The sequence below is a fragment of the Thiothrix subterranea genome, from assembly GCF_016772315.1.
Lineage (GTDB): Bacteria > Pseudomonadota > Gammaproteobacteria > Thiotrichales > Thiotrichaceae > Thiothrix > Thiothrix subterranea.
Map to the genome: position 1 here is coordinate 3,684,841 of NZ_CP053482.1, position 15,744 is coordinate 3,700,584.

The window sequence follows — 15,744 nt, forward strand, 5'->3', positions numbered from 1 at the left end:
TTGACAGTCTGCAGACTTCTCCGCATAGTGTTCAGAACGTCAAACATGAAATATTCCTAAGCAGCAATGAAACCAAGCGTATACATCGAATCCTCTATTCCCAGCTATTTGACCGCACGGGCAAGCCGCGATTTGGTAAAAGCTGCACATCAACAAATCACCCAAGAATGGTGGGAACACAAAGACCGTTTCGATTTGTATGTCTCGGAAGTTGTTATTCAAGAAATCACTCAAGGTAATGAGGATGCCGCACAACGGAGACTAACTGCGGTAGACAATATCCCTTCACTGGCATTGGATGAAGAAGCCCTCGCATTGGCACAGAAACTGGTCAGTATGCACCTCCTTCCTGACAAAGCCTTGTTGGATGCACTGCATATTGCTTTAGCCGCCAACAATGGCATGGATTATTTATTGACGTGGAATTGTAAACACATTGCCAATGCCGTGATGCGCCCTAAGATAGAACAAATGTGCCGGATAATGGGATTAGTTCCACCTGTCATTTGCACACCAGAAGAACTGCTGGAGTTTTAAGATGAAAAATGATCCTATCGTGGAAGAAATCCACAACATCCGTGAAGCCTATGCTGCTCGTTTCAATTTTGACTTGAGAGCCATTTTTACCGACCTGAAAGCCAAAGAACGCCAATCATTGCGTCGGGTTGTTAAACTATCGCCTAAGCGTCTAGTGAATAATCAAGCCGCGTAGAAACCTGCAATATGGCTTTTATAAACACAGTCCGTTCCAACTTATTCAATAACGTCTTTAACAGCACAGTGACGCTGCTGCTGGGAACGTTATTGCTCTACGCCCTCACCCATGCGTGGGGCTGGGGCATCCATCATGCAATATGGGTAGCCGATGCAGAACAGTGCAACGCAGCGCGTGGTACGGGCGCGTGCTGGGGCGTGGTCACGGAAAAATACCGTGTGATTATTTTTGGGCGTTACCCGTTTGCAGAGCAGTGGCGACCGTTCGCGGCGACCTTGTTGCTGATGGCATTATTGTTGGCAAGCTGTATGCGGATGTTTTGGAAACCGTGGTTGGCGGCGTTGTGGCTTGGGGTGTTGGCGGTATTTTTTGCTCTGATGCATGGTGGTATTTTCGGCTTGAGTGTGGTGGCAACGGATCAATGGGGTGGTTTGCCATTGACCATTTTGCTGGCATCGTTGTCGGTGGTGGGCGCATTTCCGTTGTCGATTTTTCTGGCATTGGGACGCATGTCGGCTTTGCCAGTTATCAGAACGCTGTGCACGGTTTATGTGGAACTGATTCGCGGTGTGCCATTGATTTCGGTGCTGTTTATGGCATCGTTCCTGTTTCCGCTGTTCATGCCGGAAGGTTTTTCGATTGATGTATTGCTGCGCGTCTTAGTGGCAATGATTTTGTTTGCGGCGGCGTATTTGGCGGAAGTGATTCGTGGCGGTTTGCAGGCGATTCCGCGTGGGCAATACGAGGCGGCATCCTCGTTGGGGCTGACGTATTGGCAGATGCAACGCAAGATTATTTTGCCACAAGCCTTGGCAACGGTGGTGCCGGGGATTATGAATAATTTCATTTCGACCTTCAAAGATACCTCGCTGGTGACGATTGTGAGTTTATACGAATTGACGGGTTCGTTGGATTTGGCGGTAAATAGCGATCCCAATTGGATGGCGTATAAGCTGGAAGGGTATTTGTTTATTGCGGCGATTTATTTTGGGTTTTGTTTCAGCTTGTCACGTTATAGCCAGTGGGTGGAGCGGCAGGTGAATCGGGGGAAGGTGCATTAATGTCTGATTACATGATCGAATTCGCCAAAGTTAATAAATGGTACGGCAACCAGTTTCACGTCTTGCGCGACATCGACTTGCAGGTTCGCAAGGGCGAACGCATTGTCATTTGCGGCCCTTCCGGTTCCGGCAAATCCACCCTGATCCGCTGCATTAACCGCTTGGAAGCACACCAGCAAGGTAAGCTCACGGTTGATGGGCTGGAACTCAGCGATGACGTGAAAGTGCTGCACGAAGTCCGCCGCAAAGTTGGCATGGTATTCCAGCAATTCAACCTGTTCCCGCATTTAACGGTGTTAGAAAACCTCACCCTCGCGCCGATTCAAGTGAATAAACTCTCCAAAATCGATGCGGAAGAACGTGCCATGGCACAATTACAGCGCGTGCAGATTGCGGAACAAGCGCACAAATACCCGCTGCAACTGTCCGGTGGGCAACAACAGCGCGTTGCGATTGCCCGCGCGTTGTGCCTGACCCCACAAGTTCTGCTTTTCGATGAACCCACCTCTGCCCTTGACCCGGAAATGATCAAAGAAGTGTTGGATGTGATGAGCGAATTAGCCGAGCAAGGCATCACCATGCTGTGTGTAACCCACGAAATGGGTTTCGCTAAATCGGTAGCCGATCGGGTGATCTTCATGGATGCTGGGCAGATTGTGGAAGAAAATAACCCGCACGATTTTTTCAATCGCCCGCGCAATGCGCGTACTCAGGCATTTTTGGCGAAAATATTGGCGCATTGAGTGCCAATGAATGGGTTAGTTTTTCTAACCATTACGTTGAGAAATTATAGCTTGTTCATTTAGGTAAAAATCCCTATTATTTATTGCATTGCAACATAAGTGATTCAGGGTCTCTCTCCTCCTCCTAGCTTCTGAATCATTTGCAAGCGCCCACAGCGCACGGACATTGAGGGATTTCTCTCCTCCTCCTCTCTCTCCTCGTGTTCTTGCTGTGGGCGTATCTTTTAAGATACCTATTGCAAGCAAGCCAGCAATGACAGCGTGATTCTAGCCGTCGCCCCCCATAAAATTTCCCCATCGTATTCTTGAAAATACACGATCGGTATTGGTTCTGTTACGTCGGTTAACTGTCGGTAGCGTATTTCGTGGTGTTGCGGTTGTGCCAGCCAATGCAGCGGAATGGTGAACGCGCGGGCGACTTCTTGCGGGCTAAGTATCAGTTCATAAGGCCAAGGTACGTGGGCAACGGTTGGCACAATTTGAAAGCGGCTCACGCTGTGATGCGGGCTGAGTTGCCCCAGAATAGCCACATCGTGCGGCAAAATACCGATTTCTTCGTGTGCTTCGCGCAAAGCGGTAGCGGTCAGGTCGGCATCTTCCGGGTCACGTTTGCCCCCAGCAAAAGCGACTTGCCCACTGTGATAATCGCGCACCGACTTGGGGCGGCGAATAAACAGTAAATGCCAAGCATTATCCATGCGCACAAACGGTACTAACACCCCGGCTTCGCGACACGCATCCAGCGCGACATCATGCGTCGCTGCGCCGCGTTGTTGTAAGCGCTGCATAATGTCGGTTGGGGTCAGTTTGTCAATGGCGTTCATGGTGTTGGCTGCCTTAGGCGCTGACCGAATACCCACGCAGGCGGTGTGCAAATTGCTCCAGAGCCGCGATGCCGGTTTTTTCCGCGTTGCTGATCCACTCTTGTACCGCTTCCAGCCGCGCTTCTTGGCTAACCGTGGTGCGTTCCCACAATTGATGCAGGCGTTGCTGATACAAATACACGGTTTGTAAGGCTTGGCTTTCTGCGAGTACAGTTTGGTGGCGCAATTCCGATTTCGTCACCGGTTTGATGACTTGCTGGGCAAAGTGCGAGAGGACTTGCAAGCGATTGCCGAGCACAGCGGTCACGGTGTCAAAGTCCACCGCCATTTTGTTGGGATTAACCCGAATGCGCGGGGCAACTTTGCGCACTTTCGCCATGCCCAACATTTCTAAGATGCGGATGTAAAACCAACCAATATCGAATTCATACCAGCGGCTGGAAAGCCGTGCGGATGCGGCAAATGCGTGGTGGTTGTTATGCAATTCTTCGCCGCCGATTAAAATACCGATCGGGGAAATGTTGGTGGAAGCGTCGGTGGTGTTCCAATTGCGATAGCCCCAGAAGTGCGCCAAACCGTTGATAACACCCGCCGCCCAAAACGGAATCCATACCATTTGCACCGCCCAAATGAGTATGCCTGGCAAGCCAAACAGTACCAGATCAATCACCAGCATGGTGCTGACACCCAGCCAAGGGTAGGGCGCGTATACATGACGCTCCAGCCAGTCATCAGGAGTGCCTTTGCCGTATTTTTCGAGGGTTTCCTGATTTTGGGCTTCTTGGTGGTAAAGCCACGCGCCTTTCCAGAGGACAGTATTCACCCCACGGATTTGTGGGCTGTGTGGGTCTTCGGGGGTTTCGCATTTGGCGTGGTGTTTGCGGTGAATCGCCACCCATTCGCGTGTTACCATGCCGGTGGTTAGCCACAACCAGAGGCGGAAAAAATGCGCGGGGATAGCTCCCAAATCCAACGCCCGATGTGCTTGGGCGCGGTGTAAAAAGATAGTGACTGCCGCGATGGTAATGTGTGTTAAGCCCAGTGTGACCAGTACCAGTTGCCAAGCGCTGAGTTCTGCGAGTAAACCCATACTATTTACCTCTCCTCTGTTGTGACAGTGGATACTCTACTACATTCGCCCTTTATTGATATAGGGTTTACCCAAGGATTCATGATGCAAGCTTTACTTATTGTGGCGCACGGCAGTCGCCGCGTGCAATCGAATGATGAAATTCGTGCCCTTGCTGCCAAAGTCGGGGAGCAGTCTGGTGCGGATTACGCTTACGTGGGCAGTGCGTTTCTGGAATTGGCAGAGCCGTCGATTCCCGACGGTATTCAGCAATGCATTGACCAAGGCGCAACGGCAATCACCATTATGCCATTTTTTCTATCAGCCGGTCGGCATGTGGTAACGGATGTGCCTGAATTGGTACAGGCGAAACAATGTGAAAACCCCCAAGTAAAGATTCGTATGGCGCTTTACTTAGGGGTATCGGGTTTAATGCCGAGCTTGATTTTGCAGTCCGCGCAAACGGCGTGTGAGTGCAATGGGGTTAACTGCACGTATCCGGCGTGTATTACGGGCTAAGGTAGCTCCAGCCTTGTTCTTGCAGGGCAATAATCCGTGCAATGCCTGCTTGGGTTTCCTCGATGCCGTCAATGAGTGTGGGGCGTGTGCCGCTGCTTTCTTCCACGGTGTCGAGGGTGTTGCCGCAAGCGGTGAAAGTGACATTTTGCATCATCAGACTTTCAACGCGCTTGAGAAACGCACTTTTTTCGGTGACTAACCAAATGCCGGGGCCATAGGCGACCACCTCCATTTCGATATTATCCATGCCGTAATGTTTTTGCAGGTTGACGATATTGGCTAAGACGTGATCTTGAAAATCTTCTTCGCGCTTATTGACTTGAATCACCAAGCGATGGGTTTCATCACCAGCGGTTTCATTTTCACTGGTTTTTTCGGTAACAGCATCGGCTGCAATGACAGTTGAAAAAGGGACGCTCAATAAAGCAATTGCTACCATGCTGGCAGCAAAAAACGGGTTTACTCTCATGTTTTAATTTCCTCCTAACGGTTTGCCCACTATAGCGCAATACAGCGTTTGAGAAAACTCAAAATAGCGATGAATAGGGGAGTAAAAAATGGCGGGAGAAAAAGTAGGAGCACACTCCAGAAAATCGTGGAAGACTTCGACCTTGAACCAGTGGTTCAAGTGGGTGCGGCGAATGTTTTTCAGGCTTACCGTCGAGCGGTCATGCACACCAAATCATTACAACCACTCCCGGGGTAAGAAATTAGGCTCAAGGATAATACCCATCTTCTCACGAGTCCCCCAGAGGTGCTCTTGCTAGTTATACTATTACAATTATTGGGCGAGGGGAAGAATTGACAAATGCTCAAGCTTTGTGCTTATCAAGCGTGGCATCCAAACGTTGCTGCATTTTTTGCAGGTGTTCCAGCGTAGCAGGGTCGGCTGCTGCATTGTGGTGGTGTTTGCCGTGCATTAATTCGTGGGCAAGATTGAGGGCAACCATGACGGCAATGCGGTCACTGCCTAAGACTTTGCCAGAATCGCGGATTTTGCGCATTTCGCGATCGACGCGGCGTGAAGAAGCAATCAAGGCATCTTGTTCACCCACGGGGCAGGCAACCATATAATCTTTGTCGAGAATGCGAATATTGACGGGTTGGATAGCTTTTTCCATGTGATTTATGCCCCGGTTGCGGTTGGTTGGGTTTTCAGGCGCTGTATCAGGGCTTCTAATTGACTGCTGGCTTTGTCGTGGCGGTTGCGCAATGCCTGACATTCTTGGGCAAGGGTTTTTTCTTGCTTTTTTAGGTCGGCATTTTCAGTCGCCAATTTTTCAATGAGGCTCAATAGACGTTCCATGCGTTGTTCGATGGCATCCAGTTGAGTTTGCAGTGTCAAGTCAGGGGCTTTTGTATTCATACGCTAATGGTAGTAAAGAGTGCGAAACCACGTCAATCATCTCATAATAGTGCTTTGTCAGGGAGAAGATAATTTTGAAGAGTGAATTACCGGATTATGTAGGCGTAGAGCGGGCGTTAGGGCGTGCCAACGTGGATTTTTCGAGTGCAGAAATTCATGGGATGGCGTGCGGTTTATTGGTGGTTGATCAGGCAACGCCACCAGAAACGTGGTTGGCGCAGGCGTTGGAGGGCAACCCGCAGGATTTTCATGTGCAAGAAGCTCGCAGTTTGCTGAAAGACTTATTTGCTGCGACCCGCCAGCAATTAAATGATTCAGACATGGCGTTTGAATTATTTTTGCCCGAAGATGATGCCTTGGAAACCCGTGTGGAAGCGATGCAGGATTGGTGTCAGGGCTTCAGTTTCGGGTTGGCACTGGCGGGGGTGAAAGACATGCGCACCTTGCCGGACGATTCGCGTGAATGGGCAGAAGACGTGGTACGCATCGGCAGTTCCGGCGAGCTGGAAATGGAAGACGAGGAAGAGGGTGAAGAATCACTCGCGGAAATTATCGAGTACCTGCGCGTCGGTGTGTTGATGATGAACGAAGAACTGCAACCGATGAAAGCAGCGCCACACATTCATTGAGGAGACAATCATGCAAAAACCGATAATTCCGAAGGAAGAGTACGCGGCACGGCGGCGGCAGTTGTTGGCGCAATTAGGTCAGGATGCGGTGGCAGTCGTGCCTTCTGGCGGCTTGAAAGTGCGCAACCGTGATGCGGAATACCCGTTTCGACAAGACAGCGATTTCCACTACTTGACGGGTTTTAACGAGCCGGAGGCAGTGGCGGTATTTGTGCCGGGGCGCGAAGAAGGCGAATACGTGCTGTTTTGCCGTGAAAAAAACGAATTAGCGGAACGCTGGTCAGGTACTCGCGCCGGTTTAGAGGGCGCAAAACATTGGCATGGCGCGGAAGATGCGCACCCGATTGGTGACTTAAACAAGCTGATGCCGGAATTGCTGATCGGGCGTGACCAAGTGCATTACGATTTGGGCGCAAACCCTGGGTTTGATTTGCATCTGATTCGTTGGGTGAATCACTTGCGTGCCAGAGCGCGGGCGGGGATACGTGCGCCGCACAGCATTGTGATGTTGGATCGGATTCTGCACGAAATGCGCCTGTTTAAATCAGCGGCAGAAGTGGCGGTAATGCGTTATGCCGCGCAAACCGCTGCACGGGCGCATACACGAGCGATGCAAGTCTGTCAGCCGGGGATGTACGAGTACGAAGTCGAAGCCGAATTGTTGCACGAATTCCGGCGCATGGGCATGGAACCCGCGTATACCTCGATTGTGGGCGGCGGTAAAAATGCCTGTATTTTGCACTACATCGAAAACCGTGAGGTGTTGCATGACGGTGATTTGCTGCTGATTGATGCGGGCGCAGAACACGAATGCTACGCCAGCGATATTACCCGCACGTTTCCGGTGAATGGCAAATTTAGCCCCGCGCAACGAGCGTTGTATCAATTGGTGCTGGATGCGCAACAAGCCGCGATTGCTGTCGCGATTCCGGGCAATACGTGGGATGACCCGCACCAAGCAGCGGTGAAGGTGTTGGCGCAAGGATTACTCGATTTGGGCATATTGAGTGGTACGCTGGAAGAGGTGTTGAAAAAGCCTGAGGTGACGAATCTTGAAGAACCCGCTCCAGAAGAGCCTTACCGCCAGTTTTACATGCACAAAACCGGGCATTGGCTGGGAATGGATGTCCACGACGTGGGCGATTACAAGCACGGCGAGGAATGGCGCAAATTACAACCGGGCATGGTGTTGACGGTAGAGCCGGGGCTGTACATTTCCCCCGCCGATAATGTCGACCCGCAGTGGTGGAATATTGGGATTCGGATTGAGGATGATGTGCTAATTACCGCCGACGGCAACGACGTATTAAGCCGTGATGTGGTCAAGGAAATCGCGGCTATTGAAGCATTGATGGCAGGTTAAGCGCTTGTCAGCAATTGTTCCAAGTGATTGACCAGATAAAAAGGAATGTTAAACAATTGGAAGGGGCGGGTTTGCTGGATGAGTTTGGCTTCCAGCTTATCCACCGATGGTTTGGCGGAACTGATGCGGATGGCGCGGTTGGCCTGCTTTTTGATGACGAATGTGTGCAGGGATTTGATCGTACCGGAGCTGCCTGCTTTGACTTCCACGGGAATAATTTCATTACCCACGGTAAACAGAAAGTCGATTTCGGCTTGCCCTTCTGCTTTGGGGGGCTGCCAGTAATACAGTTCGGGGTTGACGTAAGCGGGTTTGGCGTAGAGCAATTGTTGCCCAACGAATTGCTCAGCCAATAAACCACGATTCGTTAATTCTAGCGGAGCGTGCATGATGTTTTGGGCGGGAATGTTTTGTGCCGCCAGCAGTAGCCCAATGTCAAGAAACAAGAATTTGCTGATACGGATTTTGGTTTCTGCCCCCAAAGGGACAGCCTCTGCATGGCTGTGTAAAACGCGGTAAAACAAACGTGCTGCTTGAAAGTGTTCAATTGCCGTATTCAATTGGCGGTTGTCACCACTGGATTGTTGGGCGATTTCTTGCGCTTGTTTGTGGGAAAATTGTTGCCCTATTTGCCCTAAAATCCCATTGAACAGTGCATTGAGGGTCAGAGCGGATTGGGAACCGCGATATTTGGCGAAATCATCCCGATAAGTTTGCAGCAACGCCGTTTGGTATTTGAGGATGTCGGCATGGTTAAAGTGCGTGTCTAGCCCAAGTTGAATGCAGTGAGGCATTCCGCCTGTCAGGGTGTAGCGGCGTACCAAACCCAACAGTTTTTCGTGCAAACTGTCGGGAATCAGGTGCATATTGGCGGTAGTCAGCATGTCAAGAGCGCGACATTCTTTGTCTGCTCCGATGGCTTGCAGGAATTCGTCAAAGCGTAATGCCCCCATGAAATAGGGTTCGATGCGTCCGACAGGGCTAGGCAGTTGGTAGTTGTTTAACACCTGATCAAGCAATGAACCCGTGAGGATGACCGCCAGTTGTGGCATGTCTTCCCAGAAGTAGCGCAGGCAGGAATAGGCGGCAGGGGTTGCTTGGGCTTCATCCAGAAACAGGATGAGCGGTTTTTCGGGGGCGATGGTTTCACCCGTGATTAACGAAAAGTTGAACAGTAACTCGTCCAGTTGGTAGCGACGAAACAGAGCATCCAGCTCCGTATGGCGTTCCAGATTGATTTCGATAACATTAACGCCCAGTTGTTTACCCGCCATGCGCACGGCGGTGGTTTTGCCCACTTGACGTGCGCCACGGATAACCAGCGGTTTGCGTTGGGGTTGTTGATACCACTGAATAATGTCGGTGACAGCTTGGCGGTTGAACATGGTTGTGGCACGGCTTTATTGCATCAATTGCATTAAAGTGTACTATTTTGAGGTTTGTTTTGCATTAAAGTGGATGATTTTCCTGTAATAGCCAGGTTTTCACCGGCGTTCCGATGGTGTTCTCACCCCCGATCCACGCTTCAGACGTGAGAATAACCCCCGGCTTTTGCATTTGTGCGCCAAAGTGTTCCAGTGCGCGGGTTTCTCGCTGGCGGGTTTTGTCCTCTTCCAGCGTATAGCAAACCTGATACAGCGTTTCACCGTCGAAAAAATCCACTTCGTAAGTATCACGCAAGTAACTGACGTGCCGTGTGCGTTGATTCAAGGTAATGCACACCAGATTTTCCAAGGCTTGCCCAAGATTACGGCTCGGCTTGGTCGCGGTTTGCAGGAAGCCGTTATCGAGAGCGTACAGTTTTTTCTGGGATTTGATGCGTTCTTTGGGTTTGTAATGAAAACGGTCAATGCGTTTGAGTAGAAAGGTTTCTTCAAAATAGCCCAGATAATCGCGGATGGTTTTATCGCTGATACCAAACGTTTGGCTGAGGGTGGTGTAATTCACTTCGCGAGTAGCATTCGTCATCAGGTAGTAAAACAGGTGTTCCAAGGTGGTGGCGTTGCGTATTTGGTGGCGAGGCACAATGTCTTGGTAGAGAATATTTTGCGCATAACTGAGTAACAGGGCTTGCCGAATCGCTGGAGTGGGTGCGGTGAACACTTCGTAAAACCCCCCCCATTGCAAATAGGCGTCGAAAGCACGGTTGATGTCGATGCGGTATTTGCTCAGGCTCAAGGCATCGGCGTGGTCAATACCGAGGTAATTCAAATATTCGTGAAATGAAAACGTATCCAGATGAATATTGAGGCTACGCCCGCTTAACAGTGTGTTCAAATCGTTGGAAAGCAGCGAAGAATTCGAGCCAGTTAGGATAAATTTTATGTGGGTATTTGCGTATTTGCTTTTCACAAATACTTGCCAGTTGGTGAAAAACTGTACTTCGCCAAGGAAGACGTAGACTTTTCCCTGTGGGTTGGTCAATTGCAGGTAGGTGTCATACAAGGTGTTTAAGTAAGCCGTATGGTGGCGGTGTTCAATAAACCAGGGCTGTTCAAGGTTGCGCGTTGGGTGCGAGGCGCTGCCGTGTAGGTTTCGCCGTACCAATGGGGGTTTTGTTCGCTGAGAATGGCTTTTATGGTGTCTGTATTCATGAAAAACAGCCTACTATCAGAAAGTATATTTCTGAATAGTAGGCTGTTTTAGCATAATAGCCAATCTAAAACCGGATTAATCCACATCAAATGGGAAGTGTGCGTGTTTACCCGCCACACCCATCAGGTGCTCACCCAAGTTGCAGCGATTACGGATGAGGACATTTGCGCCGCTGGATAAGCGTGTCACTTTGAAGGGCAGGGCGACTTGACCGCTAGGCAACTTACCATCCGCCCGTACCAGTCCGTCACGGAATGCCCGCAGTGATTGGCGGTGAGTTTTAACGAAACGCTGTTTTGCCATATTGACGGCACGCACGCCAGCAGGTTCAGGGGGTGTGGCTCCTTCGCCAGTGCCTTCTTCAGGGTAAATCCACAAATCCGGGTCGGTGGTGAGTTGGATGTCATTCCAGTTTTCGTCCATGACCAATGTGCCTCCCTTGTAAATTGACACCATGCCCATAGCAATTTCGCCATTCGGGGTGATGTAGCAGGATTCGTACTGCATTTCATAGGTGTAATACAGGTAACGTTCGGTCACGGTTTTGCTACCAGTGCCGCGTTGTTCCTTCGCCGCGTCGATGGTACGGGTGACGGTGCTAATGCGGGGGGCGAGAATGCGTGCGCCTTCACTCATGGGGATGCGCAGCGCATCGGCGTTTTCATACACGGCTTTCATTAGCGCGGTATTGCCGGTATGGAAAGCTTCCTCGAAGCGCGTACCAATGCCGGGGGCGTTGATGTCGATTTCTTCCTGCCACATCATGCGGCGTTGGAATACTTCTTTAGCCAGTTCACGCGGGTGTGGGTCATCCGGGAACAGACGAGCATCGGCGTTGTACAGCACCCGTGCCAAGGTCAGCAGCGTCACGCCAGTCGGGGGAATGTCTTGCAACGCCCGTAACATCATGCCTTTGACGCGGGTGCTGGCAGAGACGATGGCCTCGAAAAAGGCGTCGAAATCACTGCGATTAGCGGATTCGGTGTAATAGTCCTCGAATGCCGGATCTTGTTGCTGAATCGTCATCTGGCGCATTGAATGCATTTGCGCTTGGGGTTTGTGCGTGGCGGGTGCATTTTCCAAGGTGGCTTTTACCGTAGGAGTCAGCGCTTCTGCTACCAAGGTGGCGAGAATCTCGTAAATGGCAGCCGTCCACACCGTGGAGCGATCATGAATTTCAAACGGTGCCATGTCATAGCTGGGACCATTCAGGGCAGAGCGCAGGAAGGGGAAACTGACGCCCCACAAGCCGATACCGAATTCTTCTGCCAAGCCGCTGGCAAGGCTGGGGTTCATCATGTCGCCGCCGGATTCGCGGAATAATTGTTCTACCACCGGTTTGTGACTGAGCGCGGTAAACATCGCCATTAAATCGCCGACGGATTCGTGTAACGCACCGGTATCGACTTCTTCCGAATACACATACAAGGGGCGGAAGGAATCGAGGATGGCGTGACCCAATTCATGGGACACGATGTCGTGGGATAAGCATGTCCACACCGGGGCGCGGCGGAATGGGGAGGTGAACGACCCAAAATTGAGTGACGGTGACATCGGGTCGTAAAACGCATTCGCATCGCTGAAAGCATGGGGGCGCAACACCAAGGGAGCGCCGTGTTTCCACTTCATTTCGCGCCCAATGGCTGCCTCTACTAAGTCCAGCGAGTAAGCGGCGACGGCGAAGGTGTTGACTTGGTGGAACTGTGGGTTGTCAATGAAATTGCCTTTTCTATTGAGTGCGGCAAAGGAGAGATCGGCATTTGCCCAATCTAACCCTTGATACAGCGGCATGTCATACAGGTCGTTATCGCGGATGGTAAATTTGCTCGATCCCATGCCCGCGAGAAAATCGCTGTCAATGGGGAATTCGTAGTCTTGGTACAAATCAGGCAGGGATGGGTCTTGCAGTAACATACCCATAGGTTTGGTGGTCATGGTGTGCTTCCTCTCGCTCTTTAGGTTGATTACGTGATGGCGTTACAAACTGGAGCTTACGTATCCACACGTAAGTCAGTAATCACTTGAACAAGGTATTTTTCCGCAGCCCCTCTGCCGGGATATGAGAGCTTATCGTGTTGCCTCTTTGCTTAGAGTATAGGTGGTTTTGGGTAAGTTGGGGGTTGCTTGACAGCGTGTCTGCTTTGTTCAAGGATGGCAGTACGATTTCAGCCAGTGAGCAGCACCATGTTTGATATTTTGATCGTCGGCGGCGGGATGGTAGGGGCAAGTTTAGCCGTGGCACTTCAGCCCCTCAAGTTAACAATCGGTTTGATCGAAGCCTTTCCTTTTGGGGCGGCAGAACAGCCCAGTTACGACGACCGTTCGATTGCGCTGGCGTATGGTTCGAGCCGCTTGTATCAGGGAATGGGCTTGTGGAATAAGCTGCATTCGGGGGTGGAAGCGATTCAGCACATCCATATTTCGGATCGCGGGCATTTTGGCGCAACCCGTTTGTCAGCGGCGCAAGCGCGTGTGCCTGCCTTGGGTTATGTAGTGGAAAGTCGGGTATTGGGGCGCTTGCTGTACGACGAATTGGCGACGAGTGAAATCGCGCAATACGTTCCCGCCAGTGTGTTTGCGGTGGAACAGGATGCAGATGGCGTGACGGTGCGTATCGAGCGCGATGGCGTGGTGGATGCGTTGCGAACCCGTTTGCTGGTGGTGTCGGATGGGGTGAATTCTAACGTGCGCGAGATGCTGGGCATTGCGGTGACGCGGCGTGAATACCAGCAGACGGCGGTCATTGCGAATGTCACCACGGCAGAACCGCATCGCCACACCGCTTACGAACGTTTTACCCCGCATGGCCCGCTGGCATTGTTGCCGTTGACGCAAGGGCGCTATTCGCTGGTGTGGACACACGATGATGCGGATGTGGCGGCTACGATGGCATTGGATGACGCAGCATTCTTGCGCAAACTCCAGGCGGAATTTGGTTATCGGCAGGGCGAATTTGTCAGGGTAGGGCAGCGCTCTGCTTACCCGTTGGTGTTGCAGAAATCGGTGTGCGAAGTGGCAGGGCGGGCGGTGTTGATTGGTAATGCCTCCCACGCGCTGCATCCGGTGGCGGGGCAGGGCTTGAATCTTGGCTTGCGCGATGTGGCAACCTTGGCGGATTTGCTGGCAGAGGCGGCGCAAACGGGTGCAGACCCCGGCAATGCGGCGTTGCTGAGTGCGTATGAGCAGCGGCGGCAGCCGGATTACGCGGCGGTCGTGCGCTATACCGATACACTGGTGCGGGTGTTTTCTAACGATTTTGCGCCGTTGGGTCATGCGCGTGCCGGGGGCTTGTTGGCGGTGGATCGGATACCGGCGTTGCGGCAGTGGATTACGCGCCAAAGCATGGGCTTGAATCATCAGCAAGCGCGGTTATCGCGGGGTTTAGGGTTGCGGGTATGATGGATGCGGTAGTGGATGGCTTGGTCGAACACGGCTGGGTGGTATTGCCAGATTTACTGTCAGTGGCGCAGTGCCGTGAATTGCGTGAGCAAGCGCAGGCAAATCGGGCAGCGGGTGCGTTTCACGCAGCGGGGATTGGACGTAGGCAAGGCTTGAAGGTGAATGAAGCGATTCGCGGGGATGAGGTGTTGTGGTTGGAGCAGGCTGAGACGGGCGCATTGGCGGATTATCAAGGTTTTATTGAAAGCTTGCGAGTGAATTTGAATCAGGCGTTGTATTTGGGATTGGCGGAGTTTGAGGCGCATTTGGCGGTGTATTCGCCGGGGGCGTGTTATCAGCAGCATCTGGATAATTTTCGGGGTACGTCAGCACGGATTATTAGCGCGGTGCTGTATTTGAACGAGGCATGGGCGGAAACGGATGGCGGGCAATTGCGCTTGTACACCAGTGATGATGCGACGGGGGAATACGTGGATATATTTCCCCATGCTGGGCAGTTGGCGTTATTCCGCAGCGAAGTGTTTTGGCACGAAGTGCTCCCGGCGACGCGGGAGCGCTTTAGCTTGACCGGGTGGCTGCGCCGCCGTGGGGATACGGTTTAATTGTCGCCGAACTCATCCCATTTGAAGCGTGGCTCTGGTTTTTTGACGACATGTTTGACTTGAATGAGTTGTGGTTGCACGACGCGGGCTTTGGGGCGGTTGCCGTTACTGGCTAATTTGCCGTAGGCGTTGAGTACCCGTCGGGTGTATACGGCAGTTTCAGCGATGGGGACGTTCGCGCCGTAGCGGTCAACCCGGCCTTCACCGGCGTTATAAGCGGCAATCGCGTGCGGGATGCTGCCATTGTAACGGTTTAATAACCAACGCAAATAGCGCGTGCCACCGTCAATGTTTTCTGCCGGGTTAAAGCGGTCGTTCACCCCAAAGCGTTTCGCGGTAGCGGGGATTAATTGCATTAAACCGCCTGCGCCTTTGTGTGATTGTGCATCATTGCGGAAGCAACTTTCGGCGGTGATAACGGCTTTGATTAGGGCGGGGTTAACCCGGTATTTGATGGCCGCTTGGTTAATAACGTGTTGATAAGGTTGTGCTTGTTGGTGAATCACATTCACATGTTGTTTATCACACGACCCGGCAAGACTGCTGGTTGACACACCCAGCAACGCAACGCACACAGCGAGCTGCGCGATGAACTGTTTTGTTTTCATAAGCAAATTGTACACACTACTTTAGTAAAGACACGTTGGGGATTCTATCCTAGAACGTTGGTGGGGGACAGGGTTTGTGCGCGGTGTGCGTATTTTCGGGTGTGGGTGCTCTGCGCCCTAATGCAATTATTCGCTATGAAAATTCTGCGAAACGTAATATTTACTATGAAATTATCTCGATATGGGGTTGTTTTGTACATACGTGTTTTAAGTTCATACCTTCATGTTCCTCTGCTAATGGAAAAAACATA

At 51.6% G+C, this 15,744-nt stretch carries 18 protein-coding genes and 1 other RNA gene; 9 read left to right on the forward strand and 10 right to left on the reverse strand.

Annotated elements, in window-relative coordinates:
* Positions 1-66 precede the first annotated feature (66 nt).
* From HMY34_RS18175 to HMY34_RS18190, 4 genes are read left to right on the forward strand one after another with little or no spacing between them, the layout of a single operon-like run.
* Positions 67-537: a type II toxin-antitoxin system VapC family toxin gene (locus HMY34_RS18175; protein WP_202716830.1), complete on the forward strand. Its 471-nt coding sequence runs from the start codon at positions 67-69 to the stop codon at positions 535-537.
* 1 nt (position 538) lies between these two features.
* Positions 539-712 carry a hypothetical protein gene (locus HMY34_RS18180; RefSeq protein ID WP_202716831.1) on the forward strand — a complete coding sequence of 58 codons (174 nt, stop codon included), beginning with the start codon at positions 539-541 and terminating at the stop codon, positions 710-712.
* An 11-nt stretch (positions 713-723) separates the two neighbouring features.
* Positions 724-1,776: an amino acid ABC transporter permease gene (locus HMY34_RS18185; RefSeq protein ID WP_202716832.1), complete on the forward strand. Its 1,053-nt coding sequence runs from the start codon at positions 724-726 to the stop codon at positions 1,774-1,776.
* A complete protein-coding gene (locus tag HMY34_RS18190; protein WP_443080445.1) occupies positions 1,776-2,519 on the forward strand; it encodes an amino acid ABC transporter ATP-binding protein in 744 nt (247 codons plus the stop codon). Before HMY34_RS18185 ends, HMY34_RS18190 begins: the two co-directional genes overlap by 1 nt.
* 233 nt (positions 2,520-2,752) lie before the next feature.
* On the opposite strand, the gene HMY34_RS18195 is transcribed toward HMY34_RS18190, so the two are convergent.
* Positions 2,753-3,343 (reverse strand): NUDIX hydrolase, encoded by a 591-nt coding sequence (locus tag HMY34_RS18195; protein WP_202716833.1) that lies wholly within the window; start codon positions 3,341-3,343, stop codon positions 2,753-2,755.
* Positions 3,344-3,356: 13 nt separating this feature from the next.
* Positions 3,357-4,433, reverse strand: a complete 1,077-nt coding sequence (locus HMY34_RS18200) for a DesA family fatty acid desaturase (protein WP_202716834.1) — start codon at positions 4,431-4,433, stop codon at positions 3,357-3,359.
* 84 nt (positions 4,434-4,517) lie between these two features.
* Here HMY34_RS18200 and HMY34_RS18205 point away from each other — a divergent pair, with 84 nt between their 5' ends.
* Positions 4,518-4,931 (forward strand): sirohydrochlorin chelatase, encoded by a 414-nt coding sequence (locus HMY34_RS18205; RefSeq protein ID WP_202716835.1) that lies wholly within the window; start codon positions 4,518-4,520, stop codon positions 4,929-4,931.
* On the opposite strand, the gene HMY34_RS18210 is transcribed toward HMY34_RS18205, so the two are convergent.
* The 4 genes from HMY34_RS18210 to HMY34_RS18225 form a co-directional block, all read right to left on the reverse strand.
* Entirely contained in the window at positions 4,921-5,400 is a 480-nt protein-coding gene (locus HMY34_RS18210; protein WP_228287913.1) for a DsrE family protein, read from the reverse strand. The two genes, HMY34_RS18205 and HMY34_RS18210, sit on opposite strands and share 11 nt — an antisense overlap.
* Positions 5,401-5,510: 110 nt before the next feature.
* A non-coding RNA gene (gene ssrS / locus HMY34_RS18215) (6S RNA) lies at positions 5,511-5,689 on the reverse strand.
* 54 nt (positions 5,690-5,743) lie between these two features.
* A complete protein-coding gene (locus HMY34_RS18220) occupies positions 5,744-6,052 on the reverse strand; it encodes a cell division protein ZapA (RefSeq protein ID WP_202716836.1) in 309 nt (102 codons plus the stop codon).
* Positions 6,053-6,057: 5 nt separating this feature from the next.
* On the reverse strand, positions 6,058-6,297 hold the full coding sequence (locus HMY34_RS18225) for a hypothetical protein (protein ID WP_093069067.1): 240 nt from the start codon (positions 6,295-6,297) through the stop codon (positions 6,058-6,060).
* 74 nt (positions 6,298-6,371) lie between these two features.
* Between HMY34_RS18225 and HMY34_RS18230 the strand changes: the two genes are divergently transcribed.
* Complete coding sequence (locus HMY34_RS18230; protein ID WP_202716837.1) at positions 6,372-6,926, forward strand: UPF0149 family protein; 555 nt, start codon at positions 6,372-6,374, stop codon at positions 6,924-6,926.
* Between the two features lie 10 nt (positions 6,927-6,936).
* Complete coding sequence (gene pepP, locus HMY34_RS18235) at positions 6,937-8,289, forward strand: Xaa-Pro aminopeptidase (RefSeq protein ID WP_202716838.1); 1,353 nt, start codon at positions 6,937-6,939, stop codon at positions 8,287-8,289.
* Here pepP and HMY34_RS18240 read toward each other — a convergent pair.
* From HMY34_RS18240 to HMY34_RS18250, 3 genes are all read right to left on the reverse strand, one after another.
* Positions 8,286-9,674: an ATP-binding protein gene (locus HMY34_RS18240; RefSeq protein WP_202716839.1), complete on the reverse strand. Its 1,389-nt coding sequence runs from the start codon at positions 9,672-9,674 to the stop codon at positions 8,286-8,288. The genes pepP and HMY34_RS18240 overlap by 4 nt on opposite strands.
* A 64-nt stretch (positions 9,675-9,738) precedes the next feature.
* Positions 9,739-10,836 (reverse strand): ATP-binding protein, encoded by a 1,098-nt coding sequence (locus tag HMY34_RS18245; protein ID WP_202716840.1) that lies wholly within the window; start codon positions 10,834-10,836, stop codon positions 9,739-9,741.
* A 123-nt stretch (positions 10,837-10,959) separates the two neighbouring features.
* A complete protein-coding gene (locus tag HMY34_RS18250; protein ID WP_202716841.1) occupies positions 10,960-12,819 on the reverse strand; it encodes a gluzincin family metallopeptidase in 1,860 nt (619 codons plus the stop codon).
* Positions 12,820-13,068: 249 nt separating this feature from the next.
* Here HMY34_RS18250 and ubiH point away from each other — a divergent pair, with 249 nt between their 5' ends.
* Together ubiH and HMY34_RS18260 are read left to right on the forward strand one after the other, a co-directional pair.
* Positions 13,069-14,283 (forward strand): 2-octaprenyl-6-methoxyphenyl hydroxylase, encoded by a 1,215-nt coding sequence (gene ubiH / locus HMY34_RS18255; RefSeq protein ID WP_202716842.1) that lies wholly within the window; start codon positions 13,069-13,071, stop codon positions 14,281-14,283.
* Entirely contained in the window at positions 14,280-14,885 is a 606-nt protein-coding gene (locus HMY34_RS18260) for a 2OG-Fe(II) oxygenase (protein WP_202716843.1), read from the forward strand. The genes ubiH and HMY34_RS18260 overlap by 4 nt, the downstream gene beginning before the upstream one ends.
* Here HMY34_RS18260 and HMY34_RS18265 read toward each other — a convergent pair.
* On the reverse strand, positions 14,882-15,493 hold the full coding sequence (locus tag HMY34_RS18265; protein ID WP_202716844.1) for a lytic transglycosylase domain-containing protein: 612 nt from the start codon (positions 15,491-15,493) through the stop codon (positions 14,882-14,884). The two genes, HMY34_RS18260 and HMY34_RS18265, sit on opposite strands and share 4 nt — an antisense overlap.
* Positions 15,494-15,744: the final 251 nt, after the last annotated feature.